This is a genomic window from Leucothrix mucor DSM 2157 (assembly GCF_000419525.1).
Taxonomy (GTDB): domain Bacteria; phylum Pseudomonadota; class Gammaproteobacteria; order Thiotrichales; family Thiotrichaceae; genus Leucothrix; species Leucothrix mucor.
Window position 1 is genome coordinate 3,698,175 of sequence record NZ_ATTE01000001.1, and the last position, 26,902, is coordinate 3,725,076.

Here is a 26,902-nt window from a genome sequence, read left to right on the forward strand (position 1 = left end):
CGCACCGGAGCGAAACATCATGCAACTGTTGAAGAATAAGATTGGCAATACCGGACTTGAAGTCACCCAGCTTTCATTTGGCGGAGCAAGCCTTGGTAATCTGGCACAGGCCATTTCTGATCAACAGGCACAGGCGGTACTTAGCCATGCATGGGATGCTGAGATTAATTATTTCGATACCGCGCCACATTATGGACGTGGATTATCGGAGCAACGGCTCGGTCAGTTTCTGAGTGATAAGCCTCGAACTGACTATGTGATTTCAACCAAAGTTGGGCGTGTATTATCGCCCGGCAAGCCAATGTCAGAAGCCGATGGCTTTGTTAATCCATTGCCGAATAATGTGCGCTACGACTATTCAGCTAAAGGCATTCGTGAGAACTTTGAAAGCAGTTGCGAACGGCTTCAGACTGATTACATCGATATTCTGTATGTGCATGATATTGGGGTTTACACCCATGGCGAGGCAGAGAATGCTCGCCACATGCATGACTTTCTCACAACCGGTGCTGATGAATTAAAACGACTCAAAGCAGAGGGGAAAATCGCTGCCTTTGGACTTGGCGTGAATGAAACACAGGTCTGTGTTGATATTATGAAGCAGGTTCCGTTGGATGTGATTTTGATTGCAGGGCGCCTGAGTTTGCTTGATCGCTCGGCGGAAATGGAGCTGACGGGGCTTTGTCGTGAGATGGGTACTAGCTTGGTGCTGGGGGGTATTTTTAACTCTGGGATTTTGGCCACTGGAGCGAAAGCTGGAGCGACTTATGATTATGGGCCGGCGCCTGAAGCGGTATTGGAGGCTGTGCGGGAACTTGAGGTAGAGGCTAGTGAAGCTGGGTTGTCTATTGCGGAAGCGGCGCTGCAGTTTGCGATGAATCACCCATCTGCAACTTCAGTGTTGTTGGGGACGGGTGATACGGGGATTCTTCAGCTTAATCTTGATGCGGCGCAGAAGATACTGGCTAAGGCTGCGGATTAATTCGCTTACCTAACTAACAATATACCCCACAGCTCTTCAGGTGTATAAACTGGCAAACTTGCATGTTTAAAGTCTTTAACATTCTGGGTAACCAAGCAGTCAACACCAGTGCACTTACCTGAATAGTATAAAACAGCATCCTCAAAGTCCGTAAACTCAGAGTCAGCCGCCAAGCCTAAAACACGTGCATTTACATCACTTATCCCGAATAAGTGCAGCAGCTTCTTTATTTCAGACTTGGCCTGTTGACGGTTTTTAGCTTTAGATATTAAGTAGTCCAACGTCGTCACTGTTGTTGCGCATAAGTAACCTTCTATCTCTCTCGTTTCAACCGAGCTAACAATATTAGCGGATAACTCAACAAACGGAGCACGGTTTAGAAGCACATCAAGAATGACGTTGGTATCAATCAAAACCTTCACAGGTACTTGTCCTCTAAGTGCCTCTTATAATCTAGCTCATCCACATCTGGCACATCCAAAACACCGATCAAAGATTGAGTAATGGGGGCATTACCCACGAGCTCCTTGCTCTCTGTTAGGGCGCGAAAGTAGTCTGCTACTATCTGTGACAACGATTTGTCATTCTGTTTTGCGTAGTCCTTAGCTTGCTGGATTAAGGAGTCATCCACCCGTAATGTGAGTTTTGTTTGCATATCCCTACACCTATAGACGTATATTTATAAAATATTAATACGTCATCCACTCGTTAAAAACAAGTTACAGTATTCTGAAGGAGGCAACCTTGAAGCAAGAAGTATGTCAACCCACACTCTCAATGGCCAATTAAGGCTCAACAAAAACCCATAACAATTCATGCACAAACTCCTGATCATTCCAGGAAATACCCAGTTCTGCCTTTTCCATGCGCCCGAGAATTAGGCGGTCACGTCCTTTATCATCCTTGTCTATTTTCCAGTATTCGGTGGCTTTGAGGTATTGAGCCAGACTGAGGTAAGTCTCTGTTTTCGGCTCCCCTGTTTTGGTTTTTAGCGGTAATTTAGCATCCGGCCCGTAGCCGATCAGTGATAGCCAAGTGCCCGCTCTGCATATAGCAATACCATGCTGTCCATCTGAGGTTCTGATAATTGGCACCATGTCATCAATGGCATCGTCACCATCAAGGTCTGCTTGCACCCAGCGAGGCAGAACCCAGGCAGACGGCTCATATTGCTTAGGGTCTAGTCCACAGCCGTATAGAATTTCGAGCTCTTCATCCAGAAAGGTCGGGCTTTGCGCGTTTTGTTCTGCAAGGATTTCTTCCGGCGTTTTTAGCCAGCTGAGACAGACATTAAATTGCATGTAATTCATCCGTGCCTTCTGCCCTGGCTCCAGATCAGCCAGCCCCATATCCACAATAGTCAAAGCACCTCGGCCATTATTAGATGCTTCAGGTTGAGTAGTCTCCCCTTGAGGCGGGCGAAAGCCACCAGTACCACTTAAAGCACCTGAAAACTCGAACAAACGTAAGCGCTGAGGGGCATTCACGTCGCCAGTGTTTCCCAAAGTATTGGCGGCATTCCGGAAATGCCAACCATAAATCTCCCGTGGATTTGGCGGCGTACGAAAAGGCGGTGTGATCTGCGTTAGGTCCATCTGTTGCTCATCACGCAAGCGTATATCCCAGCCATAGTCGGCAGGCTCCAGACTGAAGACCCAGGCATCGTTCACACGGGCCTGAAAGCTATTCTTACCAGCGACCTCGCCCTGAATCTCCTTGGCATGCCGAAGTGGTGTGGGTTCGCAGGTTTGCGTCGGGGCCGCATAGGCCAGACTCGGTCCCAGCAGGAGTAATAATAGTAAACGGTTTATTTGCATCGGACTTTACCTCCACCTTGTTGCGATATTTTTTCGACCAACGAAAAAACGCGTGTAATCTCAAAATGTTGACGCAGGCAACTTTCATTGACTCCCAAAGTTCCTTTTATGGGCAGCGTTACACTACCCTGCTTTGTACGCCCATCTATCAAATCCCATTGCAGACGCTTGATTTCAGGCTGATCTGCCTGATTGCAATCGGCCAACTTAGTGTCGCTTACAGCGAGTAATGACTCCAGAGCATCCCGAATTTCGATCAGGTTTTTAGCTTTCGAGGTTGCATAACAGACTTGGTTATCCGGCGCTGGGCCGGTTTGCTCCCAAGTCCTGGCATTCGAGTCAACATGCATTCGAACAAAGAGATAGGGGTCACTTGTATCGACTCTTTCCATCGTGACTGTAAAGCGACCCGCTGGTGCAAATGCTTCATCCGGCTCACGATCGGCCGCAGCTTTCATTAGTGCGTTTACGGCTAAGCCCAGATAGAAAAGCAGCACCGGTACCCCCACAATCAGAGCAGTGCTTCGCAGTTGGCTTCCCTGCTGACGAAACGCGATCACAGCACCCACAATAGCAAAGCCAACAAGCCCCATCAAAGCATAGCCCAACACCATGGCACCACCAGCAAGACCTGCGCTTTTAGGTACGAAAAAGGTGGCTCCGACCCAAGCTCCCACATACATCCCGATCATGCCAAAGCTGATGATGAGCAGGCTGCGCCATAAGAACGTCTTCATGGTCTCACTCCTTATTACGCCCGAACTCCTTGTTGGCAGATAAAACTTAAGGTTTCCAGACGCGAAACACAATAGAATAAGACAATACTGTTGTCTGCACGGAAGATCAACCCTGTGCGGGATAAGCCCCTGTCAATACAGCCTCATCACTGCACCACAATCCCCTCTTTAGCTGCCCAAACATCAATATCCTGCCGACTTAAGGCGTGCGCCATTAACTCCGGAAACTGGTCTGGGGTACAGGCAAAGGTCGGCACACCCATCGCTGAAAAGGTCTCCGCCATATGGTGATCATAAAACGGCGCGCCATCATCGCTCAGCGCCAATAAGGTAATCACTTGAACGCCGGACTCCACCAACTGCGCAACCCGTTTTACCATCTCCGCGCCATTGCCCCCTTCATATAAATCACTGATCAATATAAAAATACTGTCATCCGGACGAGAGATCAGTCCCTGACAATAGCCCACGGCACGGTTGATATCAGTGCCTCCCCCCAACTGCAAGCCAAACAATAAATCCACCGGATCATCATGTAACTCATCGGTTAAATCCACGACTGAAGTATCGAACACCACCATCTTGGTACTCAGCGCTGGCAGCGATGCCATAACCGCCGCAAAAATACTGGAATACACCACCGACGGTGCCATCGAACCACTTTGGTCGATACACAGAACCACGTCTTTCAGCGCAGAGCGTTTACGCCCATAGCCAATACGAATCTCGGGCACAATGGTGTTGTATTCCGGCAGGTAATTTTTGATATTGGCACGGATGGTGCGATTCCAGTCCATCTCCTGCAAACGTGGTCGGCGGTTGCGAACAGAGCGATTCAGCGCACCTTTTACCGCTTGTTGCATTGGCTGTTCTAAACGACGCATCAGGTCTTCAACAACCTTGGCTACCACTTGACGTGCGGTGTCTTTGGTTTTGGAGGGAATCACATCTTTTAGTGAAATCAGCGTGGAGACCAAGTGAATATCGGCCTCCACCGCTTCCAGCACTTCCGGTTCCAGCAGCAACTGCCGCAGCCCGAGTCGCTCAATCGCATCCTGCTGAATCACGCGCACGACCGAAGCCGGAAAGTACTGACGAATATCACCCAGCCAGCGAGTCACATTCGGAGCTGATGCTCCCAAACTACCACGTTGACCTGTACGCCCTGCGCCATCGCCATACACAGCAGACAAGCAATTATCGATACCTTGCTCAGTGCCACTAAGCTGGCAACCAATGCCATCGGCTTCGCCGCCACCCAGAATCAAACGCCAGCGTTTTTCGCGTTCCGCTTGCTGTGCTTCAGACATCAGATACCTCCAATCCTAAAATCTGCGCCAGTAATGGCAAGGCCAATGCGGCACGTTGTTCGTCTAAATCACTCACGGCCGCAACTGCTGGTAATGCCGCCACACCATTTTTCACTCGCTCGCCCATTTGACGACGCTCTGGCGCTTCGAAAGTGGAGAACGTGCGGCGTAATACCGGCAATAATTGCTGGAAAGTGTCGGCGGATAATTGGCTAACCCAGCTATCAATCAGCGCCCACAAGGACTCATCGTAAATCAGTAACTGACCGCTACCGCGCAAGAAACCATCGACCCAACTAGCTGCTTGTGCCGGATCATTTGCCGCTGACAAAGCCAGTCCAAATCGACGCGCACTTTCATCCTCATCCAACCTGCCCGCTTGCAGCAATAAGCGGCAACAACGACCCGCCAGCAAAGCTTGCAGCTCAGGTTGATCGGATAAATACACCAGCGCCTGCATCCATTGTTCGGTGTAATCCTCGTCATCCAGCAAGCCAACCGCTTCCTGCACGCCCTGAATTTGCAGGAACATGGCCTCAGCCGCTTCTTCATTTAAAGAGTGACAGGCATTAGGCAAGCCGATACAAATTCGCGTGACCATGCCATTGACCACACTGGCGACTTGCTTAACCGAAGTCTGACGCACATCACCATAACGTAACAGACGCGCCAACTCGGGCAGTGCTTGCATGAGTTCGGCAATGTCGCTATTGACCGCGGCTTCATCCTGCAAACGCCGCATTAAATGGTCAACCGCAGCGGGTAAATCAGCATACAACGAGGAGTGTGCCATCTCCGCTAAGGTTGCCAGTGAACGGGTATCGTTGGCAGTTTGAATGAGTTTGGCTGTGGCTGCTTGTTCCAGCGTGTTACCCCAAAGTCCGGCTTCGATTAGCTGGATTTCAAACTCGGGCTGCCAACGTAAACGCCAGCTTTCTTTAAAGGTTCCTTTGCCACTGGCTCGTCGGCCACCCTCGCCCCATTCAATGCCTAAAATACCTAAGCGCCTTAGCAAGCAGCTCTTTTCCAGATCATTTGGTTTACGCAGATCCAGTATGATTTCTTTATCGCTGGCTTCTGGTTTTAGTCGTAAACGGCGCTGTTGTTTACTGAGGTCTTGTTGCAGTGGCGTTTGCGGCGTTTCATCCGGCACTGCGCCCAGCACTTCACCGATAATCAGTTTTTCATGCAGCAGGCGCATTGGCATATCATCGCCAAATAACATCACGCTGCGTACCGCTTCATTCATTTCAGCTAAGCCCGCTTGCGGACGTCCGCGCATGGCGGCTAAGGCTTCGGCCAAGCGTACGGCTTCAATAACATGAGCAGAGGAAATATCCAAACCTTGCTCGCGGAATGTGTGTGCAACTTGGGTTAGCCAGTGCGTGGTTAGACTGATTGATTGTTTAGGTGTGCCTTTGGCAATATTTGCAACAATGACATCAGTTGAGTTGGTCGTAGCTTCCGAGTCCACTGCACTAGCTTGCTCCGAGGTGCTCGTAGCTGAGTCATCACTAATAGTTTGTGCTATCACTTTAGCTGCGACTGAATCAGACTCCTTCCAAATATGCGCATACCAGCCGGGTGATGTGACGCCCGCACCATAGCCACTGGCACTGCTCAACCGGCTGTGCGTCCACGGTACCCAAGTGGTCGCAGTTTTAAGTTTTGGCAGGCCTTTTAACAAATCATTGTCGGATTTAGCAGTGGGCAATGTTTGCAGTGCAGGCACATGCCACGCGCCGCAAACTACGGCAATATTTTCATAGCCATCTTTGATCGCTTTGCGCAGGGTTTTACGCATATGCGCTTCGCGAAGTTGCTCACGTTCGTGGTCAAGAGTGTCTCGCGGGCTGGCTGCATCGACTTCGGCGCGCAGTGCAGTCATGGCTTCGGCGATGGCTTCAAACAGCTCGCTGGAATCCTGACGCTCTTCGATCATATGCTCCCACCAGCGCTCGCTATCGCTGTAACCGGCGGCTTCTGCGAGTAAGGCTAAAGGGTCGCGACGAATATTGGCAGTTTGATCGAATGCTTGCTCAATATCCGATTCATCAGAGTCATCAACTAATTCAGATTTCGCATCAGAACCAATCTCAGCATCATTTTCAACGCCAACCTCATCCTCAGAACCCTCCTCATCCAAAGCCGCCAACGCTTCCTCAGCCGCTTTCTGCGCAGCTTCTTCAAAGCCTTTCTCCCGCGCAAAACTCATCCCAACCGGCAAGTCCATAAACTGCACTGGAATCTTATTCAGCAAGGCATAGCGAATTGCCTGCCACTCTGGCGAAAACGCTACAAACGGATAATAAACCGCCCGCTGTGGCTCATCCGGCGCATAAGCCAGCAGTGCAACCGGCGGCTTCATTTGCTCGTGCAGCGTCAGCGATAAAATCCCGTCAGCTTCCGGCGGGCCTTCCACCAAAATACAATCTGGCTGCAGCGCCTCTAAAGCCTGAACTAAGCTACGTGCTGAACCAGGGCCATGATGGCGAATCCCAAAAACATGATGTGGCATGGCAGTTCCTTACAAAGTATTCCGACATGCCCGATACAAATCCTTCCAATCCGAGCGCTCTTTAACAACCGTTTCCAGATACTCTTTCCACACCACACCATCCTGCACAGGATCTTTCACCACGGCACCAACTAAGCTGGAAGCCAAGTCTTGCGCGGTTAAACTGCCGTCACCAAAGTGTGCCGCCAAAGCCATGCCACTACCCATCACCGAAATCGCCTCAGCCGTGCTCAAGGTGCCACTGGGCACTTTCAATTTTGTTTTGCCATCCACCGTTACGCCACTGCGCAATTCACGGAAAATAGTCACTATACGACGAATCTCTTCCAGCGCTGGTTTCTCAGTGGGTAACTCAAGCGCACGGCCCAAACTTTCTACACGGCGATTAACAATATCCGCTTCTTCTTCCAGGGAATCCGGCAGTGGCAAAATCACGGTATTAAAACGACGCTTCAGGGCGCTGGATAAATCATTCACACCTTTGTCGCGGTTGTTAGCGGTGGCGATTAGATTAAAGCCTTGCTCTGCCTGACACTCCGTATTTAACTCAGGAATCGGCAGCGTTTTCTCAGAGAGAATCGTGATCAACGTATCCTGCACATCCGCCGGTACGCGGGTCAGTTCTTCCACACGCACTACCAAACCATTGCGCATACCATGCATGACAGGGCTTTCAATCAGCGCCTCGTCCGATGGGCCTTTGGCAATCAGTTGCGCATAGTTCCAGTTGTAACGTAGTGTCTCTTCACCGGTGCCTGCCGTACCCTGCACAATCAAAGTCGAGCGACCAGAAACCGCTGCTGCCAAGTGCTCGGATACCCACGATTTCGCCGTACCCGGTAAACCATATAACAACAGCGCGCGGTCTGTGGTTAGCGTGGCAATGGCAATTTCCATCAGGCGGGAATTACCAATGTATTTGGCAGAAATCTCAGTACCATCTGGCAAGGTGCCACCCATCAAATACGTGCGCACAGCCCACGGCGACATCACCCAATTCGGCGGACGCGCATGTTGATCCTGCTCGACTAAGGCGGCGAGTTCATGGGCGAATTCCGTTTCGGCATGCTGGCGCAAAACGCGTTTAATTTGAGTCTCACTCATGGGGTAATCCTATGTTCGTTGTCTATTTATGATTTATTTTGAATTTAGCGCGGCGTTCATATCTGCCCGAAAGCCCAGCGTAAACAGCGTTTCAGTTAAAGCGCGCTGCCAGTAATCGTATTCATTATCATTTTCCAGCAGCGGCTTTAACTGCTTCACCAGCTCATCAACACAGGACAAATGAAGGTGGCTTGAGATGTGTTGCATAAAGCCGTTCAGACCATAATGATGACTGCCAAGGTCAGTCATCGAGCGACGTACCGCAGCTCCCAATAGTGGCAAAAGTGCTCGGGAAAACGCCTGACTCCAGGGGTGATTCAGCTGGCTCAATAGCGATAAACTTTTATCGCCCTCAGCGGTTTTCATCAGTTCGAGCATACAGCTCTCTGCTTGATCCGGAGCCAAAGCCGCCCACAGTGCCGGAATCTCATGATTCATTTTAGTCAGCCATCCGGTAATCCAGTCAGGATCAGGATATTCCACTAAGGCTTTTTGCCAGCCGCCCATTATTGCGCTGGCCCAGTCATGCTTTGCGGTCAGCGATAATAAGCTGTCGGGAGCCAATGACCATTTTGAAACCCAAATGACCGGAGGCACCAAGGCTAATGATTGTTCCAACCACCATGCTTTAGCGCCCTTGCCTTTAGGTGGATTCTCTTCAATGCCATCGCGTAGCCAATCCTTCTCCCAAGCTTCGGGTGGATTAACAATCAGCTCTTGCTTACCGCTTAATTTCGACAGCAAGCCGCCTTTTTTCTGAAGCTGCAGCCAACTGTTTAATCTTGCTTGATGGCGCTGGCTAAAGGCGGAGTCCGGTAAACTACCCAGCAAGGTCGCGGCAACTTGTCGTACACCTTTACTGCGATCATCCAAACAAGACTCCAGCCATTCTTCATCAGCTAGCGTTAAACCGGTGCGTAAGGTTTGCAGTAATTCCTGTCGGACAGCGGCAGCTTCCTGCTTCCATACGGCTTGCAATAAAGTCAGAGCGGCAACGGCATCAATCGCTCGTATTTTACGAAGGTAATCCACACGCTGCGCGGTATTGCCCTCTTCCCAGATTGACTCATCCGGCAGCTCACTATCATCCGTTACAGCCAGTGTTAATAGCGACTGCCAGTCTGGATTTTGCTGCGCTAACCATTGACCACGTGACCCAACGACCGCGCTCACTAAGGGGCGAATCGCTCGGCTTTGCTTTGACGTTTCCAGTAAGGCAGGGATATAAACTGGCGGAACTTGCAACTGCTTATCCGCAACTATCTCTAACCAACTATCCAGCAATGCGCGTAGCGATTTATCATTCAGCAAACGGCGCAAATGGATCTCCGCGGCGGCAGGAATATAGCTACGAGCTGGCTTATCATCCGGCACTGGCAAGCTGCCACTAAAAGTTGCTGATAAACTCCCCACAGCCTGATATTGCTGCACCATAGCAACGGCAGAAAGTAGCGCCGATTCACGCGCCTCACCAGTAGGTACTTTACCCTGTGGATAAAACTGTTGAAACATTGTTTGTAGTGGGCCACTGGCTTGGGGTGATTCAGTCTGTCGTTCACTCCCTAACAAGGCAATTTTTAACAGCTGTTGTTGCAGGTCTTGAGTACTCATTTATACACTCCCACCGTTCATCGCAATACCACCATCTGCCCAACATAGCGTACCGGCATCCCATGCGCTGAGTACTTGCAATTTATCGCCATCCCAACTGCCGAATATATCCTGAGGATGCCCGCCACCAGCGGCTAGTAGCGGCCAGACCTGCGCCGTCACAATTCGCATGGGTAAGCTTTTTTGCTCAGCATCAACCAAATACCACTGCCCATCCTGCGAGACCGGAGTCACCGATTTTAACGCCATCGGAAAGCGCTCCAGCCAAGGACATTGAGCAAGCGCTTTGCCATAGTTTTCCAGCACCTCATCCAGCGAAATAAACGCGGAATTTACTGGGGATAACTCTGTGTTTAAACTATTGGCTTCGGCTTTGAGCACCGCCCGCTGAGGTACGGCTGAAGGGTAGTAAACTAACTCCGCTGGCATCCCCGTTCCAATTGCAGGATATAGTGTCATTGCCTGTCCATAACCGGAGAAATCCAGCAATAAGGCATACTGTTTTGTGGCACGGCCATAAACCCAGGTGAACTGGCTTTGCATCTGGCCATCTTGCTCCTGAGATTGTCCCAGTACGCACCAATCGTCACTAATGGCATCACCGGTTAGCACCTCTTCTTTGTTGACTGGAAAACCGATTTGCGAACGCACATCGCTTTGTACCGACTCTGGCAAGCTAATCACCCGCTGCCACGCTTCCAATAATAGATGGAGTTTGGCGATCGCGGCTAAGGTGCGCGCTTGCCAATCATTGTGTTGATAGCGAATATTAGCAATGGCCTGCAAGCGTCTTGCCAGTCCGGGTGCTTGGGAGTCAACCATGCGCGTTGCGATATGATCCCAAGGTTGCTGATCGCTATGTGCAATGCCCTGTCGAACCAGATCGAATAGCCAGCGTCGTAACTCTTCAATTCCCGCTTCGACCTTTTTCTCACGAGCCGCACCGCGCTTTTTCTGGGCTTGCTCACGTTTCTTTAAGGTGGCTTCATCGACGGGCTTGTCTTTTTCAGCAGCCTTATTAATCTGCTTTTGAGCCCGTGCGCCGCGCTTGTCTAACCACTCCTGAACCCAAGGCAGCGGCTCAGCGGTTTGAAAGTCATCAGGGTTTGAGGCAAAGACTAAGGCCAGTGCAACGCCATGTTTACAGGGGAATTTTCGGCTGGGGCAGGAACATTTAAATGCGGGCTCCTCTAAGGCGATACTGGTTTGATAAGGCTTTTTACCACTGCCTTTAATCTCGCCCCAGATAGTGACATCGGCACGACCGAGTGTTTGCCACTTGGCTGCCATTCCGAGTTTTTCACCGGCTTTGAGCGATGCCGCATCGGGGGCCAGTGCCGCGACGTGTTGAGTCGTCCAACTAATACTCATGTGTTTTTTATTGGTGAGTTTAAGTGCCTGCAGTGTATGAAGGCCATACAGGCTTTGCAAGTTGTTACTGACGCGCTGCCTTAAACTATAAGAAAAGCCTAATCACTCACCAGTTAAGGCTAATTTACTCAGTACCCAATCAGCCCCTTCGCGCAAGGCTTTTTGCATACCAGACTCACCAGCGACATGCCCCACGCCCTCCAGCACTTGCAAGCTTGCGCCATCAATTAACTGCGCCAGTAAATACGAAGACTCCACCGGACACACCCAATCCTGCTGCCCATGAATCAAACGTACCGGCACTTGTGGCAGCTTACTCATCGACTCCAAAATCTGGTTATCATCGAGGAAATAACCGTGTCTGGCATAGTGTAGTTCAATGCGTGAATGCGCCACACAGGCGGCCCAATCCTGCGGCTCAAACCGAGCGACATCCACTGAACGATTCACCATAATGCGGCCCCAATATTGCCACAGTGCAGACACTTGCTGGCTGAGAGTTTGATCCTCTGAGAACACGGCCTGATACAGCCGCTCGGTGACGGGTAAATCAATGGTTTGAGTTGGTAATAAGGCGACTAACTCTGCCCAGACCTGAGGGAAAAAGCGTGGCCCGCCCTCCTCAATAAACCACAACCAGTCGCGAGGCCTTGCTAAAAAGCTACCTCGCAATACCATCCCTAGCACCTGCTCCGGATGCAACTGCGCATAGCGTAATGCCAATGTGCTACCCCATGAGCCTGCAAACAATACCCACTGCTTAATACCCAGATAGCGACGAATAAGCTCTATGTCATAAAGCAAATGCGCCGTGGTATTGTCGATTACACCACCGACGGGTGTTGAGCGACCACTCCCGCGCTGATCAAATAAAATAATGCGGTAGCGTGCTGGGTCAAAATAGCGGCGGTTGTCTGCATTGCAGCTGCCTCCCGGCCCGCCATGTAAAAACAGAACCGGCACGCCTTGAGGATTACCAGACTCTTCCACATACAACCGATGTAGAGCATCCACCTGAAGGCTGTGATCAGTAACGTGCTCAATGGGTGGATACAGTGACATTTAAATCGCGTTACCGGTAATCAGTTTTTTGGATTCGCGCATATTGCGGAAGACTAATGGCTGCTCCGTAACCTGCTTTGCGTCAATGCTCGCCACCTCCTCTAGCAAGGCGGCATGCTTGGGTGACTTGTCACACACGGGGTCTGTATTGCTGGCATCACCGGTCAGCATTAGCGCCTGACAGCGGCAACCGCCAAAGTCTTTGTGTTTTTCATCGCAACTGCGGCAAGGCTCCTTCATCCACTCAAAGCCGCGAAATTGATTGAAATCCCGCGACTCATTCCAAATCCAGTCAATACTGTGCTGCTTCACATTGGGCAGTTCCAGCCCCGGAATAATGCGTGCAGAATGACATGGCAGCGCTGTGCCATCCGGCGCAATCGTCAGGAAAATACTACCCCAGCCATTCATACAGGGCTTAGGGCGATCTTCGAAGTAATCCGGCACCACATACAGAATGCGCATCTTGCCTTCCAGATCGCGCTGGTACTGATGGGCAATGGCTTCTGCATTGAACACCTGCTCACGCGTTGGCATCAGATTATTTTGGTTGTGCTTTGCCCAGCCATAATATTGCGTAGTTGCCAGCTCAACATAATCAGCCTCTAAAGCTTTGGAGAGTTCCAGTATCGCAGCAACATCATCAATATTATGACGATGTAATACGAAATTCAGCACCATGGGATAGCCTTGAGCTTTGACCTGACGCGCCATTTCCAGCTTATGCTGAAAGCTATCCGAACCGCATAAGAAGTTATTCAGCTCTTCGCTACTGGCTTGAAAACTTACCTGAATATGATCCAAACCCGCGTCCCGAAACGCCCTGACCCGCGCCTCATCCATGCCAATGCCGGAGGTAATCAGATTGGTGTAATAACCCAGTGAGCGCGCTTCTTTAATCAGGATTTCCAAATCCTTACGCACCAGTGGCTCACCGCCGGAAAAGCCAAGCTGTGTGGCCCCCATTTTGCGGGCATCGCGCAGTACTTTAATCCACTCATCCGTGCTTAGCTCTTGCTTATGGTCCGCCATATCCAACGGATTGGAGCAGTATGGGCATTGCAAGGGGCAAGAGTAAGTCAGCTCGGCTAACAACCAAAGCGGCGGGCCAGCGCGCTCAGCCGTTTGCATGCAACCACCCTTGTTTGGCGGCGACATCAATAAACTCGATCACATCACCGGCAACCTCCGGATCATCAAATCGCGCGGACAAATCATCGGCAATTGCCTGAACACTTTTTTCACCATCAATGCTTTTTATAATTTCGCCGGAGCTAGCGCCTAACTGCACCATGCCTTCCGGATACAACAACACATATCCCTGCTGCGTCTCTTCCCATTGCAAACGAAATAAGGGGTTAATTTGATAAACAGTACCCGTGTTCATTCTCATTCCTCCACATTATGATACGGCGGTTTGTCCGCCACGTAAGCCATCCACATGCAGTCCAGCATCGTCCATAAGACATCGAGTTTGAACTGCAGCACATTGAGCATAAATTCCTGCTGCGGACGCGTCGTGTAATAAACCAGTGTAATTTCAAGGCCATGCTCAACATCGCGGCGCGCTTCACTCAAGCGTTTACGAAAGTAGTCATAACCGCTGGCATCAATCCATGAATAGTGTTGCGGCCAGTTATCCAAGCGCTTTTGGTGAATCGTCGGGGCGAATAACTCAGTCAGTGACGAGCTGGCAGCAATCTCCCAAGGCTGGGTGCGTGCAAAATTGATATAGGCATCAATCGCAAACTTCACACCCGGCAAGAGCAAGCGATGACTGAGCAAATCCTCACGGTCTAGGCCTACGGCTTCACCCAATGCCAGCCATGCTTCAATGCCGCCTGCTTCACCCGCGTAGCCATCGTGATCTAAAATACGCTGCACCCAGCCACGGCGCACATCACGATCCCAGCAGTTAGACATGATCGCGGCATCTTTTACCGGAATCGCCGTTTGATAGTAAAAGCGATTCGCCACCCAGCCCTGAATCGCAGGCTTTTCAAGCTGGCCGCTATTCATCAACACATGGAACTCATGGTTGATGTGATAATACTTTTCCTTATCCCGCAGCTTTTGTTCAAACTCTTCGCGGGACCAAGGTGCCAGTGTTTTAGTCTCTGGCGTGATGACATTTAAGCGATCGGCATAATTCATAGCACTATATCCATCCCGTCGTAAGAGACTTCGATTCCTAACTCATCCAGCATCTGACGCTGTGCAGACTGCGTATCCAGAATCGGGTTGGTGTTATTGATGTGAATTAAAATCCGGCGGGTATCCTCAAGATTTTTCAGCGCACTTAAAATGCCACCCTCACTGGATTGATCCAAATGCCCCATTTCGCTGGCACGTTTATCGCTAATGCCTTCATGCGCCATTTCATCGTCCGTCCACATCGTGCCATCAATCAATACACAGTCCGCAGCCTCTAGCCTTGCGCTCACTTGGCTTTCGATTTCACCTAATCCCGGCGCATAAAATAGCGACTTTCCAGTATTCAGGTCCTCGATTAATAAACCGATATTGTCGCCAGCGACAGTGTTGTGGCGGTGCGGAGAAAACGGTGGCGCTTCGCTTTTAAGTGGCACTGCGGTAAAGCGCAAACCGGGCGCTTGAGGGATATCAAAAGCCTGTTGATCGGTATCGACCGGATGCCAGTTCACACCCCGAAAATGCCCTAGAATATTGAACAGCGGAAAGCCGGTTGTGAGGTCGTTATGTACTGCTTCAGTGCAGTAAATATCCCAAGGCTTAGTGTGCTCGCGCAGGGTTAACAGGCCTGTCGTATGGTCGATTTGCGCATCGGTAATAATGATGGCGCAAACGCCGGTATCGCGTACTGCACGTGCAGGTTGTAAGGCGGGGAAGGATTCAAACTGCGCCCGTAAATCGGGTGAGGCATTGATTAACACCCAATTCTCCCCGTCGGCGCTGACGGTAATGGATGATTGGGTGCGGGCTTCGTGACGGTATTCCGCTTGCCTGACCCGTTGGCAATTCTGGCAATTACAATTCCACTGCGGGTAGCCACCCCCGGCACCAGAACCTAAAATTCTTATATGCATGAAACTCCCGAATAGTATCGGTGGAAAAGAGAGCCAGCAGACTCTCCTTTCCGACAGTCATTAACGATTCATCACGTACATTGTGATTTCAAAGCCGAAACGCAGATCTGTATAACTTGGTTTTTGCCATTTCATGATGTTTCTCCTCGTTGGTGTTAACGATATCCGCCAGGTTGCAGACATTGTCCTGAAAGTTTACGCTTTCAGCCCTGACGCTAGCAGTTATTTTCTGCGGTTTACACACCACACGGTGATTCTTGGACTGTAGAACGCTTTCACGGACTCTCAGGCAACTGAGGGCTGAATAGACCACCTAATAGCCAGTGGTGAAGAATCATTTATCGGAGAAATAGGATGTTAAGCAAGCAATTAGCAATAAAGGCAATCGCACTCGGCATTGCCTGGAGCTGTGCAATGACTCCCGCATGGGCAGATGAAGAACCAATGACGCGCCACGAGAAAATTCTCAATGACTACAACAACGACTATGGTTGTGGCCACATCGCCCCAATGGACGCAGTGGAGCCAGCTGATTATTTAGCAGAGGGTTTGCTGCAAGGGCTGAGTATCGACAAGGAGCCACTACCCTTGATACTTGGCGATAGCATGGATTTGGGCGGCGGCCCGCTGGTTTATCAGCAGCAAGGTGAGACGTGGCAAGCCAGAGTCATCCGTACGGGGACTTCCATTACACAGGCTTATACCAATGCTGATCGCAGTGCTTATTGGATATTCTTTATGCATACCTCAGAAGCGCCCGGCCCGATTGAGTATCTGTATCTTACGCAAGAGAGCGCACTTTGTGGCGAGCTTATTAGTCCGGATGACCTCAATCAGCCGACTTGGAAAATGGAATATGCTGACATCATCGCATTCAATATTAGTGATACTGGTAAGGGCGTGGTGCTGGCAACGGCGACCTTGTATGAGGATAGTGAGAATCCTAAGAAGCAGTGGTACCAGTACATCACTGACGATAACGGCGAGACTTGGTCAAAAGCACAATCAATCCCTAGGCCGATTAATACTCCAATAGGGATTTGGGAGCAGATGGAGATTGGTGAGCCTGATCCGGTGTTGGTGAGGAGTTTGATTGCTCAGTAGCTCCACACGCCGCAGTCTATTTTTTAAAAAGGCTCACGAACGGATGCAAGGTCTGCACGAAATACGTTTTGAGCAGCGGTTTCGTGGTTCCATATTCCGCTACCAATCGGTGGACTTAAGACATTAAAAATAAAAGAAAACCTGAATGTGACTTATCCTAATGTACAAATCGCGGGTGTTGTACCTTACAAATCGCGGGCTTTCTAGTTTACAAATAGCGGGAAAACTGAAGTGAAACGCCCCACTGACAAGCATAGGTGAGCAGTCGGTATTTACCCAACTGATTGCAAAAATCCATGAACACAATAGAGCACCTATGCAGCATGACTCAAAGTGCTACCAACAAATACCCACCCCAAAAAAAGATAATTAAACCATGATGAAACAAGCAAGCAAAAGCCAAGCAAACAAACTCCTCAACTACCTCTCGGCCAAAGACCAAAACAAGCCCCACCTAATGAAGGAAGTATTCACTCCATCAGCAACACTAAAAATGGAAGTAAAAACCGAGAACATCTCCTTCCCCTCCACCGCTATCGGCTTAGATGAAATCACAGACGTACTAATCAAAAAATTCAGCGCAACCTACGAAAACATCTACACTTTTTGCCTGTCTGACTCTGTCGATAGCAACGAAGACAGCCTCTCCTGCAATTGGTTAGTCGGCATGTCTGACAAAGCGAATGGGAATGTCCGAGTCGGTTGCGGCCAATATCACTGGCACTTTGATAACGCAGCCAATGGCTTAGCTGATGAGCTAGTCATAACCATCGAACAGATGCTTGTGCTTACCCCAGAAACTGCCGATCAAATACTCGGCTGGGTAAGCAAACTCCCCTACCCATGGTGTGAGTCGGCAACGATGTTCCAAACCATGCCCCAGCTAGATGCTCTAACTCCAATAAAAGAACAAATCACCCGCTAAAAAACACCATAAAAAAAGCCCCTACATCACTGCAGAGGCTTTTTGTAGCAAACGCTCACTACTTACTTATTTTCGTTATGGTTCCAAGCGGTCACGTCGATATCAAGGTCGCTATAATCCTTAACATGCAACACGGGACGCTCCACACCGGCTTTTAACTGCTGGCGGAAATCCGTCAACAAACGCATTGCGATCGGGAACAACATCATCAAGGCCAGCAAGTTGACTACAGCCAAAATTCCCATCATCGGGTCAGAGAAGAAGAACACTGACGTCGCTTCAGGCGCTACTGCACCCAAGAACACCAAGCCCATTACAACGATACGCAGAATGTGCAATGAGGCTGGATGATCAGTCATCACCGACAAGGCATTCTCACCCAAGTAGTAGTTGTAAATGATCGAGCTGAATGCGAACAACAGGATTGCAGCAGTCAGGAAGTACTTCACCCACTCACCCAAGTGATTAACCATGGATTGCTGTGTGAGTACGATTCCGTCGATTCCCTCAGCGCCTGGCACATACACATCGCCCAGCAAAATCACAAACGCGGTACACGAACAGATGATAATCGTATCGATAAATACCGAGAACGACTGTGTAATACCCTGACTGATTGGGTGACGCACATCCGCAGTCGCGGCCACGTTTGGCGCAGAACCCAGACCGGCTTCGTTAGAGAACAAACCACGACGCAAACCTTGCGCAATCGCGGCTCCCATACCACCACCGACGGCCTCTTCCCAGCCAAAGGCATTGGCAACAATGCTATACAGTACGGCAGGAATTTCACCAATATTGATGATAATAACGATCAGTGCCATTGCGATATAACCCACTGCCATCACTGGCACAATCACATCAGAGACTTTAGCAATGCGTCGGATACCACCGTACACGATAAAGCCCGTAATGATGGTTAAGCCAATGCCGGTGTATAGGCGATCGATGCCCATACTATCCTGCGCCGCACCTGCCACCGTATTACCCTGGAATGCATTAAAGCCCAATGCAAACGCGGCAATCAGGCACACTGCGTACAACACCGCTAACCATTTAAACTGAGGACCAAGGCCGTGAATGATCGAGCGCGCAGGGCCACCACGGAACTGACCGTCTGGTGTGCGACGCTTGTAAAGCTGCGCCAATGAGCACTCCACCAAGCTGGTCGCCATTCCGACCAGGGCAACTGCCCACATCCAGAAGACGGCACCAGGGCCACCCAGTGTAATCGCAACCGCAACACCCGCGATATTACCACCACCGACACGGCCACCGACCGAGACAAGTAGCGCTTCACGCGCGGAGATCGCATTGGGATCACCACTTTGATTTTTACCGGATAGAACACGGAACATGCGCCCGAAAAAACGGAACTGCACAAAGCCCGTAACAATCGTAAAGAAGATGCCGATGATGACTAGGAATGGGATGAGTGACCAACCCCAGGTTAAGTCCCCCACGGTTCCAAAGAAACTCTTAATAAACTCCATTTTAGCTCCTGTGTGTGTAGTATTGAAGATTGTGTTAGATAGATTCAGGCGTTAGGATTGAGGTCTAACACGCTTGGGTTTGTATCGAAATTTGGTCAAGCTGCCGCGCTTCACCAAATTTACGCTAATAACCGGACCCATTAGCTTTGCTTTGGGGAGGGATAAGTCCGGCGATTAACCATCGATACTATACCGATTCTCTATTATTACAATACTAAATATTAACTAGTATCAGGTGCTTCAGCGATATTTCTATAAATAACATTAAGTTAACAATAAAATCAAAGGGCCACATATCATCGCAACATGCGGCCCACTGAATTAGTGGCTATTGATCATCTGCTGAGTGATCGCCAAAAACTCATCAATATCAGCTGTTGAATGACAATGTAGTGGCGAAACGCGGATCGCGCCCTCAAGCCCAAACGACTCCAACATCCGCTTCGAATACAAACTGGTGTTCACACGTTCAAAAACGGTGACGCCCTGCTCATCATAAATTTTCACTGCTTTTGCAGGCTCTATATTTTTAAAGTTGATGGCAAGAATCAAATCCCGCACGGTCAAATCTTCATAGTCCAAATACACATCCACGCCATCCATTTCACGCAAACCGATTACGCCCTCAGCACCATTTAGCAGGCGTGAAAGTAATGCGCGCTCATGCAAACAAATCATCTTCATACCGGCAACAAATTGTGCACGTCGTTCAGTGCTATCTGTTTCGTGAGAGCCAAGTTCGCACACGTAATTAACGACTTCACTAAACATGGCAAACTGCGCAGGATCGGCACTGCCTAAGTTCCAAACTTCGGCACTTTTACCGCCCAGCTTATCGTGTTGAAACACGGCTGCACGCTCTGAAATCCAAGCTAGCCCCATGCCCCGGCAACCAAAGAATTTATACGGCGCAATATTAATCCCATCGACTGGGATTTCGGCTAAATCGATCACATCATGTGGCGCATGCTGGACCGCATCGACAATAATAAACAGATCCGGCTTAATCGCTCTGGCAGCGGCAACAATGGCTTTAATATCCAACTTCGCGCCCGAGATATTCGAGGCATACATCACACTCAATAAGGACGTATGCTCATCGACCAGCTTGATCACCTCATCAACATCGACCCCGCCGGTTGTTGGATTACTTTTCGCAACCCGAAGATCACGACCTGTACGCTCCGCATTTAACTCCATCGCATCAAAAGAGGATGGATGCTCCAGCACAGTGGTGACCATATTGGTGCCAGCCTCATTTTCAGAGATGACTCTCACCATATCAAACATGGCTTTGGAGGCGGTGAGTGCAGTGTACACTGTGCCACCTTCAACATTTAACAGCATCCTGAAATCTTGCTCGGCTTGGTTTTCTAAGCCTTGCAAGTAAACTGCCGTGTTGTGAATGCGCTCAGCACAGTCCGGTGTGGCAGCCACTTCGCCATAAGTCTCAACCGCTTTTTTAAGCCGGAATGAGCCACCCGCATTATCAAAAAACAAACGCCGCCGGCCGCTATAGTCGCTATCAACATGGTAGAAGGAGTCTTTAACGTGTTGCATCAATGCATCTGAAAATAGTTTTCCATGTTTCAGGGATGAGGGTTCCATAGCGTTTAACCTTGAGTGTTAGTGTGTTGGTGCCTTATTTGACACTAAAAGTCAGGCTGATAACAGGGCTACATAAAAAAAGCCGGCACATCAGTACCGGCTCTTTTTCATCCATCAAACCTTAAAACTTACTCAGTCCAAGACTTCAGCAGTTCATCGTAGCCGATGGTTTCAGGGGCTGGCTTTTCGTTGTCCAGCTTAGGCTTTGGAGCACCAGGCTGGCTTAACCAGTATTCACGTGATTTCTTCTCGTTCAACTTAGGACCGCACTCGCCCTGTACGCCGGCACGCTCTAAACGCTCCATGACTTTATCTTGCGCTTCCGCCAGAGCTGTCATTGCTTCCTGAGGTGTTTTCGCACCAGAAGAGGCATCACCGATATTCTGCCACCACAGCTGAGCCAGCTTAGGATAGTCAGGAATATTGGTTCCGGTTGGAGACCACTGCAAACGCGCTGGTGAACGATAGAACTCGATCAAACCACCCAGTGACGGTGCACGCTCAGTGAAACTCTTATCCTGAATATCACTCTCACGGATAAAGGTCAGACCCACATGGCTCTTCTTCAGAGAAACGGTTTTAGACACAACGAACTGCGCATACAACCAAGCGGCTTTACGACGCTCTGGTGGTGTGGCTTTCATTAACGTCCAAGAGCCCGCATCCTGATAACCCAGCTTCATACCTTCTTCCCAGTATGCGCCGTGTGGTGAAGGAGCCATACGCCATTTTGGCGAGCCATCTTCATTCAGTACCGCTTTTGCACCGGTTGCATCAACCATGTCAGCAGTAAATGCGGTGTACCAGAACATTTGCTGTGCGACGCCACCTTGAGCAGGAACAGGGCCAGACTCAGAGAACGTCATACCTGCAGCCGCTGGTGGTGCATACTTCTTCAACCAATCCACGTATTTGCTAACTGAGTAAACGGCCGCTGGGCCATCAGTTGCACCGCCACGCTCAACGCTTGAGCCAACCGGGCTACAGCCTTCAACGCGCACGCCCCACTCATCAACCGGTAAACCGTTCGGGATTCCTTTGTCGCCCGCGCCAGCCATTGAGAGCCACGCATCGGTAAAGCGCCAGCCAAGGGATGGATCTTTCTTACCGTAGTCCATGTGACCGTAGTAAGTGGTGCCATCAATTTCTTTGCCGGTGAAGAATTCAGCGATGTCTTCATAAGCAGACCAGTTAACCGGAACACCTAAGTCATAGCCGTACTTTTCTTTAAACTCGGCCTGAATTTCTGGCTTAGAGAATAAGTCATAACGGAACCAGTACAGATTCGCAAACTGCTGATCTGGCAGCTGGTACAACTTACCGTCTGGGCCTGTGGTGAATGACTTACCGATGAAGTCATCAATATCCAACATGGGGTTAGTAACGTCTTTACCTTCGCCCGTCATGTAGTCCGACAGTGGAACCACTTGTTGGTAGCGGTAATGCGTTCCAATCAGATCCGAGTCATTGATGTAAGCATCATAAATACTCTTGCCGGATTGCATTTCTGTTTGCAGTTTCTCAACCACATCACCCTCACCGATCAGGTCATGATTAACCTTGATGCCGGTGATCTCTTCAAAGGCTTTGGCCAGTGTTTTGGCTTCGTACTCGTGAGTCGCGATGGTTTCAGAAACGACGTTAATTTCCATGCCTTTAAATGGCTTGGCCGCGTTCATGAACCATTCCATTTCTTTTAGCTGGTCGTCCTGCGATAAGGTTGACGGTTGAAACTCATCCGCCACCAGACGCTTAGCCGCGTCCATATCCGCCATTGCCAGCTGGCTATAGCCAGTGACCAACAGTGCGGTAATGACGCTTGTTAACAACTTAACTTTCATATTCCTCTCCTCAGGTTGGAAAATTTATACCCAGCGGAAAACCGCTACGGCATAGGTGCAACACACCAACAGTGCCCACCATAACGGTGAACCAAACATTGCCAGCCAGCCCAAACAAATAAAGGCGCTGCCTAACAATGAAATAAATAACCGGTCGCCCGGCGTTGTTTCAATTTGCAAGATGCCCTTGCGAGGCGCTTGCGGACGCTTGATCGAGAAAATTGTCATCCCGACCAGCGCTAAAGCAATTAATCCAAAAAACGTAGCAGTCTGCCAAGTCCATCCCATCCAGCCAAATTCCATGACAAATCTCCTTACACCCGACCGAGGGCAAAACCCTTAGCGATATAGTTTCTAACAAACCAGATAACCAAGGCACCCGGAATAATGGTGAGTATTCCAGCGGCAGCCAGCACACCCCAGTCCATCCCCGAAGCCGACACGGTACGCGTCATGGTCGCGGCAATAGGCTTGGCGGCAACCGCCGTCAGCGTTCTGGCCAGTAGCAATTCTACCCATGAGAACATGAAGCAGAAGAACGCGGTCACACCGATTCCTGATGCGATGAGTGGCATAAAGATACGGGTGAAGAAACGGGTGAAACTATAACCATCAATGTAAGCAGTCTCGTCGATTTCTTTTGGAATGCCCGACATAAAGCCTTCCAGAATCCACACCGCCAGCGGTACGTTAAACAAGCAATGCGCGAGTGCCACCGCGATATGCGTATCAAACAAACCCACTGAACTGTAGAGCTGGAAAAACGGCAGCGCAAATACTGCGGGCGGTGCCATACGGTTAGTCAGCAACCAGAAAAACAGGTGCGTATCACCTAAGAAACGGTAGCGCGAAAACGCATACGCCGCCGGCAATGCCACACAAATGGAGATGATGGTATTCATCACTACATAAGTAATCGAGTTGATATAGCCCGAGTACCAGCTGGGATCAGTGAAAATCGTAATGTAATTTTCAAAGGTCAGGTCTTGTGGCCATAAAGAAAAGCCAGACAAAATCTCGTCATTGGTTTTCAGGCTCATATTCAGCAGCCAGTAAATCGGCAGCAGCAAAAACAGCAGGTAGATAAACATCACAATACCGCTGCGAGTAATCCCTATGCTAGCCAGTCGTGATTGATTCATTGTTGTTGCACTCATGGCTCAGCCTCCCTGCTTGTCTAGATTAGTCATGACGGTATAGAACACCCAACTCATTAATAGAATGATCAGGAAGTAGATCAGCGAGAATGCCGCCGCTGGCCCCAAATCAAACTGACCGATGGCCATTTTTACCAAATCGATTGATAAGAAGGTGGTGGCATTACCCGGCCCGCCGCCAGTCACTACGAATGGCTCGGTGTAGATCATAAAGCTATCCATGAAGCGCAGCAGCACCGCAATCAACAGCACGCCGTGCATTTTAGGTAACTCGATATAACGGAACACTGCCCACTTGCTCGCGCCATCAATCCGCGCCGCTTGATAATACGCCTCTGGAATTGACTGCAAGCCTGCGTAGCACAGTAGCGCCACCAGTGAAGTCCAATGCCAAACGTCCATCACCACCACAGTAATCCACGCATCCATCACGTTTTGGGTGTAGTTATAATCAATGCCCAATGCAGCCATGGTCGCGCCTAACAGACCGATATCCACACGGCCAAAGATCTGCCAGATAGTGCCAACAACGTTCCAGGGGATGAGCAAGGGCAATGACATCAGGACTAAACAGACCGACACACCCCAGCCTTTAGAGGGCATATTCATGGCAATGTAAATTCCCAGCGGAATCTCAATTGCCAGAATAATGCCACTGAACAAGAACTGCCGCCCTAGCGCATCATGAAAGCGCTCCGAGCGTAAAATCTCTTCAAACCACTCAAAACCAGCAAAGAAGAATTGGTTATTTCCAAAGGTATCCTGAATCGAGTAGTTCACCACCGTCATCAAAGGAATTACCGCACTGAAGGCCACCAGAATGACCACCGGCAGTACCATAAACCACGCTTTATTGTTCCACGTCTTATTCATCAGGACGCCTCCGCTTGCATTAGCCAGTCGTTGTTATAGACGTTAATCTTGTCTGTCTCGAAGCTCATGTTAGTGTATTCATCGCTAATCGAAACGCCTTCGGGAATGATGGCGTTTAGCTCAAGGCCATGAAAATCGGCACGGGCAATTTTATGCCGGCCAATATCTTCGATGCGCTTGATGCTCACCGGCAAACTGCCCTCGCTTGGCGTTTTACTCAAATGCGCGAACTCCGGACGAATACCGACTTCAATTTTGTCACCGGCTTTAGCTTGATAGCGTGCCGGTAGAGCAATCTGATTACCCTGAAGCTTGGCCGAGGTACCATCGAGTTCTGCCGGAATCACGTTCATGCCCGGACTGCCGATGAAGTAGCCAACAAAAGTATGCTCTGGTTTTTCGAATAACTCTTGTGGTGTACCAATCTGCACCACATAACCATCGTGCATCACCACCACTTTATCGGCGAAGGTGAGTGCTTCGGTTTGGTCGTGTGTCACATAAATCATGGTGCGATTTAAGCGCTGATGCAGGGCTTTTAACTGCATTCTCAATAGCCATTTTAAGTGTGGATCGATTACGGTGAGTGGCTCATCGAACAAAATCGCTGCCACATTCTGACGGACTAAGCCGCGGCCGAGTGAGATCTTTTGCTTAGCATCCGCGGTTAAACCACGCGCCTTTTTCTTTAGCACATCGGTCATTTCCAGCATCGCAGCAATTTCAGTCACGCGTTCTTTAATCACATCTTCCTGATGCCCGCGATTACGTAGTGGAAAGGCTAAGTTGTCGTACACCGACATCGTGTCGTAAACCACCGGAAACTGGAAAACCTGCGCGATATGACGCTTCTCAGTCGGTAACTGCGTGACATCTTCGCCATCAAATAATACCTGCCCCTGACTCGGGTGCAGCAAACCGGAAATGATATTCAGCAGCGTGGATTTACCACAGCCCGATGCACCAAGCAGCGCATAGGCCTTGCCATCTTCCCAGATATGATCGATTTCTTTTAAAGCGAAATCATTCGGGCTTTGCGGGTTTGGATGATAGCTGTGCGCCAATGATTTTAAGTGAATTTCTGCCATGTCTCTCTCCTCAGGCGGCTGCTGCGATTGCAGGTGCAAGTACTAATGCATCATCAGTCCCGAACACATACACATCCGCCGGATCAACGTAAACCTCCAGCTCAGTACCCGATGCTGGCTGCTGAATACCGTGTACTAAGGCAACCCAACGGTCATCGGCATGCTGCAAATGAACAAAGCTCTCAGAACCCGTAATCTCAACGACATTCACGGTAACTTTAATCGAAATGGCGTCAGCATTGGGCCGCGTTAAACGCAAGTGATTGGCACGGAAACCCATGGTGTACTTGCCATCGGCCAAACCAGCCAATGCACCACTGGCGGCATTAGTTTGACCATCGCCAAAGCTAAACTGCTGGCCACTTTTAGTAATCGAGAGGAAGTTCATGGGCGGCTCGGAGAATACGCGAGCGGTCACAATATCGTTAGGACGACGGTAAACATCCAGCGTTTCGCCAAACTGGGTGACTTTACCTTCCCACATCGCTGCAGTATTGCCGCCGAGTAATAAGGCTTCGGTCGGCTCGGTAGTCGCATAAACAAACACCGCGCCAGAGGCTGTGAAAATACGGGGGAGTTCTTCGCGAAGCTCTTCGCGTAATTTGTAATCGAGATTAGCCAGCGGCTCATCCAGCAACACCAAATCGGCATCTTTAACCAAGGCACGCGCCAGTGCGCAACGCTGCTGCTGACCACCGGAAAGCTCCATCGGGCGACGCTGTAACATCGGCCCCAGCTTCATTAGCTCAGCCGCTTCCATCACGCGACGCTCGATTGCCGCTTTATCTAAGCCACGGATTTTTAGCGGAGAGGCGATGTTGTCGTAAACGGTCATCGCAGGGTAATTAATGAACTGTTGGTACACCATCGCGATATTGCGCTTTTGCACCGGTTGGTCAGTCACATCCTCACCGTTCCAGAGTATCCTTCCGGCGCTTGGTTTATCCAACCCCGCCATCAGGCGCATCAGGCTGGTTTTGCCCGAGAGCGTTGGCCCCAGCAAAACATTTAAGCTTCCGGCGGTAAGCGTAAGATCTGTCGGGTAAATGTGTGTTTGTCCCCCGACGACCCCGGATACCTGTTCCAGTGTCAAACTCATTCGGTCTCCTCCCTCTCAAGTGCTGCACTCAGTCAGTGCAACGGACTTGTGTTGTTCATTCATCCACTACGCAACATAGTATCGCTTAGCGGACAATAAGTATCGCCTTAGTATCTTCGTTTGTTTTCATATTTTCA

The 26,902-nt window shown here is 49.9% G+C and carries 26 protein-coding genes; 3 read left to right on the forward strand and 23 right to left on the reverse strand.

The window, feature by feature from the left end; translation table 11 throughout:
- Positions 1-19 precede the first annotated feature (19 nt).
- On the forward strand, positions 20-982 hold the full coding sequence (locus LEUMU_RS0116950) for an aldo/keto reductase (protein ID WP_022953494.1): 963 nt from the start codon (positions 20-22) through the stop codon (positions 980-982).
- Positions 983-987: 5 nt separating this feature from the next.
- On the opposite strand, the gene LEUMU_RS0116955 is transcribed toward LEUMU_RS0116950, so the two are convergent.
- The 15 genes from LEUMU_RS0116955 to pqqA all read right to left on the reverse strand — a co-directional run bounded on the left by LEUMU_RS0116955 (position 988) and on the right by pqqA (position 15,712).
- Complete coding sequence (locus LEUMU_RS0116955) at positions 988-1,404, reverse strand: PIN domain-containing protein (RefSeq protein WP_022953495.1); 417 nt, start codon at positions 1,402-1,404, stop codon at positions 988-990.
- A complete protein-coding gene (locus tag LEUMU_RS0116960) occupies positions 1,401-1,637 on the reverse strand; it encodes a DUF6364 family protein (RefSeq protein ID WP_022953496.1) in 237 nt (78 codons plus the stop codon). Before LEUMU_RS0116960 ends, LEUMU_RS0116955 begins: the two co-directional genes overlap by 4 nt.
- Before the next feature lie 130 nt (positions 1,638-1,767).
- A complete protein-coding gene (locus LEUMU_RS0116965; protein WP_022953497.1) occupies positions 1,768-2,799 on the reverse strand; it encodes a hypothetical protein in 1,032 nt (343 codons plus the stop codon).
- The gene (locus tag LEUMU_RS0116970) at positions 2,790-3,536 is read right to left on the reverse strand and encodes a hypothetical protein (protein ID WP_022953498.1); all 747 of its coding nucleotides are present in this window, start codon (positions 3,534-3,536) and stop codon (positions 2,790-2,792) included. The genes LEUMU_RS0116965 and LEUMU_RS0116970 overlap by 10 nt, the downstream gene beginning before the upstream one ends.
- Before the next feature lie 146 nt (positions 3,537-3,682).
- Positions 3,683-4,846: a VWA domain-containing protein gene (locus LEUMU_RS0116975; protein WP_022953499.1), complete on the reverse strand. Its 1,164-nt coding sequence runs from the start codon at positions 4,844-4,846 to the stop codon at positions 3,683-3,685.
- On the reverse strand, positions 4,839-7,364 hold the full coding sequence (locus tag LEUMU_RS29230; protein ID WP_022953500.1) for a DUF5682 family protein: 2,526 nt from the start codon (positions 7,362-7,364) through the stop codon (positions 4,839-4,841). The genes LEUMU_RS0116975 and LEUMU_RS29230 overlap by 8 nt, the downstream gene beginning before the upstream one ends.
- A gap of 9 nt (positions 7,365-7,373) precedes the next feature.
- The gene (locus LEUMU_RS0116985; protein ID WP_022953501.1) at positions 7,374-8,468 is read right to left on the reverse strand and encodes an ATP-binding protein; all 1,095 of its coding nucleotides are present in this window, start codon (positions 8,466-8,468) and stop codon (positions 7,374-7,376) included.
- Positions 8,469-8,501: 33 nt separating this feature from the next.
- Entirely contained in the window at positions 8,502-10,079 is a 1,578-nt protein-coding gene (locus LEUMU_RS0116990) for a DUF5691 domain-containing protein (RefSeq protein ID WP_022953502.1), read from the reverse strand.
- Entirely contained in the window at positions 10,080-11,450 is a 1,371-nt protein-coding gene (locus LEUMU_RS26575; RefSeq protein ID WP_022953503.1) for an SWIM zinc finger family protein, read from the reverse strand.
- A 102-nt stretch (positions 11,451-11,552) separates the two neighbouring features.
- Positions 11,553-12,512, reverse strand: a complete 960-nt coding sequence (pip, locus tag LEUMU_RS0117000; protein WP_022953504.1) for a prolyl aminopeptidase — start codon at positions 12,510-12,512, stop codon at positions 11,553-11,555.
- A complete protein-coding gene (gene pqqE, locus LEUMU_RS0117005; RefSeq protein WP_022953505.1) occupies positions 12,513-13,643 on the reverse strand; it encodes a pyrroloquinoline quinone biosynthesis protein PqqE in 1,131 nt (376 codons plus the stop codon).
- Positions 13,630-13,899: a pyrroloquinoline quinone biosynthesis peptide chaperone PqqD gene (gene pqqD, locus LEUMU_RS0117010; protein ID WP_022953506.1), complete on the reverse strand. Its 270-nt coding sequence runs from the start codon at positions 13,897-13,899 to the stop codon at positions 13,630-13,632. Before pqqD ends, pqqE begins: the two co-directional genes overlap by 14 nt.
- Before the next feature lie 2 nt (positions 13,900-13,901).
- Positions 13,902-14,666 carry a pyrroloquinoline-quinone synthase PqqC gene (pqqC, locus tag LEUMU_RS0117015; RefSeq protein ID WP_022953507.1) on the reverse strand — a complete coding sequence of 255 codons (765 nt, stop codon included), beginning with the start codon at positions 14,664-14,666 and terminating at the stop codon, positions 13,902-13,904.
- On the reverse strand, positions 14,663-15,577 hold the full coding sequence (gene pqqB, locus LEUMU_RS0117020) for a pyrroloquinoline quinone biosynthesis protein PqqB (RefSeq protein ID WP_022953508.1): 915 nt from the start codon (positions 15,575-15,577) through the stop codon (positions 14,663-14,665). Before pqqB ends, pqqC begins: the two co-directional genes overlap by 4 nt.
- Before the next feature lie 60 nt (positions 15,578-15,637).
- The gene (gene pqqA / locus LEUMU_RS29435; RefSeq protein ID WP_157474511.1) at positions 15,638-15,712 is read right to left on the reverse strand and encodes a pyrroloquinoline quinone precursor peptide PqqA; all 75 of its coding nucleotides are present in this window, start codon (positions 15,710-15,712) and stop codon (positions 15,638-15,640) included.
- A gap of 219 nt (positions 15,713-15,931) precedes the next feature.
- Between pqqA and LEUMU_RS0117025 the strand changes: the two genes are divergently transcribed.
- Both LEUMU_RS0117025 and LEUMU_RS0117030 read left to right on the forward strand, forming a co-directional pair.
- Positions 15,932-16,681, forward strand: coding sequence for a hypothetical protein (locus LEUMU_RS0117025; protein ID WP_022953509.1), 750 nt, complete (start codon positions 15,932-15,934; stop codon positions 16,679-16,681).
- A gap of 376 nt (positions 16,682-17,057) precedes the next feature.
- Positions 17,058-17,606 carry a hypothetical protein gene (locus LEUMU_RS0117030; protein ID WP_022953510.1) on the forward strand — a complete coding sequence of 183 codons (549 nt, stop codon included), beginning with the start codon at positions 17,058-17,060 and terminating at the stop codon, positions 17,604-17,606.
- A 62-nt stretch (positions 17,607-17,668) separates the two neighbouring features.
- On the opposite strand, the gene LEUMU_RS0117035 is transcribed toward LEUMU_RS0117030, so the two are convergent.
- The 8 genes from LEUMU_RS0117035 to LEUMU_RS0117070 form a co-directional block, all read right to left on the reverse strand.
- A complete protein-coding gene (locus LEUMU_RS0117035) occupies positions 17,669-19,099 on the reverse strand; it encodes an alanine/glycine:cation symporter family protein (RefSeq protein WP_022953511.1) in 1,431 nt (476 codons plus the stop codon).
- 321 nt (positions 19,100-19,420) lie between these two features.
- Positions 19,421-20,707, reverse strand: coding sequence for an aminotransferase class V-fold PLP-dependent enzyme (locus LEUMU_RS0117040; protein WP_022953512.1), 1,287 nt, complete (start codon positions 20,705-20,707; stop codon positions 19,421-19,423).
- 128 nt (positions 20,708-20,835) lie between these two features.
- Positions 20,836-22,548, reverse strand: coding sequence for an ABC transporter substrate-binding protein (locus LEUMU_RS0117045; RefSeq protein WP_022953513.1), 1,713 nt, complete (start codon positions 22,546-22,548; stop codon positions 20,836-20,838).
- A gap of 24 nt (positions 22,549-22,572) precedes the next feature.
- On the reverse strand, positions 22,573-22,851 hold the full coding sequence (locus tag LEUMU_RS0117050; RefSeq protein WP_022953514.1) for a DUF2160 domain-containing protein: 279 nt from the start codon (positions 22,849-22,851) through the stop codon (positions 22,573-22,575).
- Between the two features lie 11 nt (positions 22,852-22,862).
- Positions 22,863-23,705 (reverse strand): carbohydrate ABC transporter permease, encoded by an 843-nt coding sequence (locus tag LEUMU_RS0117055; RefSeq protein ID WP_040503991.1) that lies wholly within the window; start codon positions 23,703-23,705, stop codon positions 22,863-22,865.
- Positions 23,706-23,708: 3 nt separating this feature from the next.
- Positions 23,709-24,578 (reverse strand): carbohydrate ABC transporter permease, encoded by an 870-nt coding sequence (locus tag LEUMU_RS0117060; RefSeq protein ID WP_022953516.1) that lies wholly within the window; start codon positions 24,576-24,578, stop codon positions 23,709-23,711.
- On the reverse strand, positions 24,578-25,666 hold the full coding sequence (locus LEUMU_RS0117065; protein WP_022953517.1) for an ABC transporter ATP-binding protein: 1,089 nt from the start codon (positions 25,664-25,666) through the stop codon (positions 24,578-24,580). The genes LEUMU_RS0117060 and LEUMU_RS0117065 overlap by 1 nt, the downstream gene beginning before the upstream one ends.
- Positions 25,667-25,676: 10 nt before the next feature.
- The gene (locus LEUMU_RS0117070; RefSeq protein WP_022953518.1) at positions 25,677-26,765 is read right to left on the reverse strand and encodes an ABC transporter ATP-binding protein; all 1,089 of its coding nucleotides are present in this window, start codon (positions 26,763-26,765) and stop codon (positions 25,677-25,679) included.
- Between the last annotated feature and the right edge of the window lie 137 nt (positions 26,766-26,902).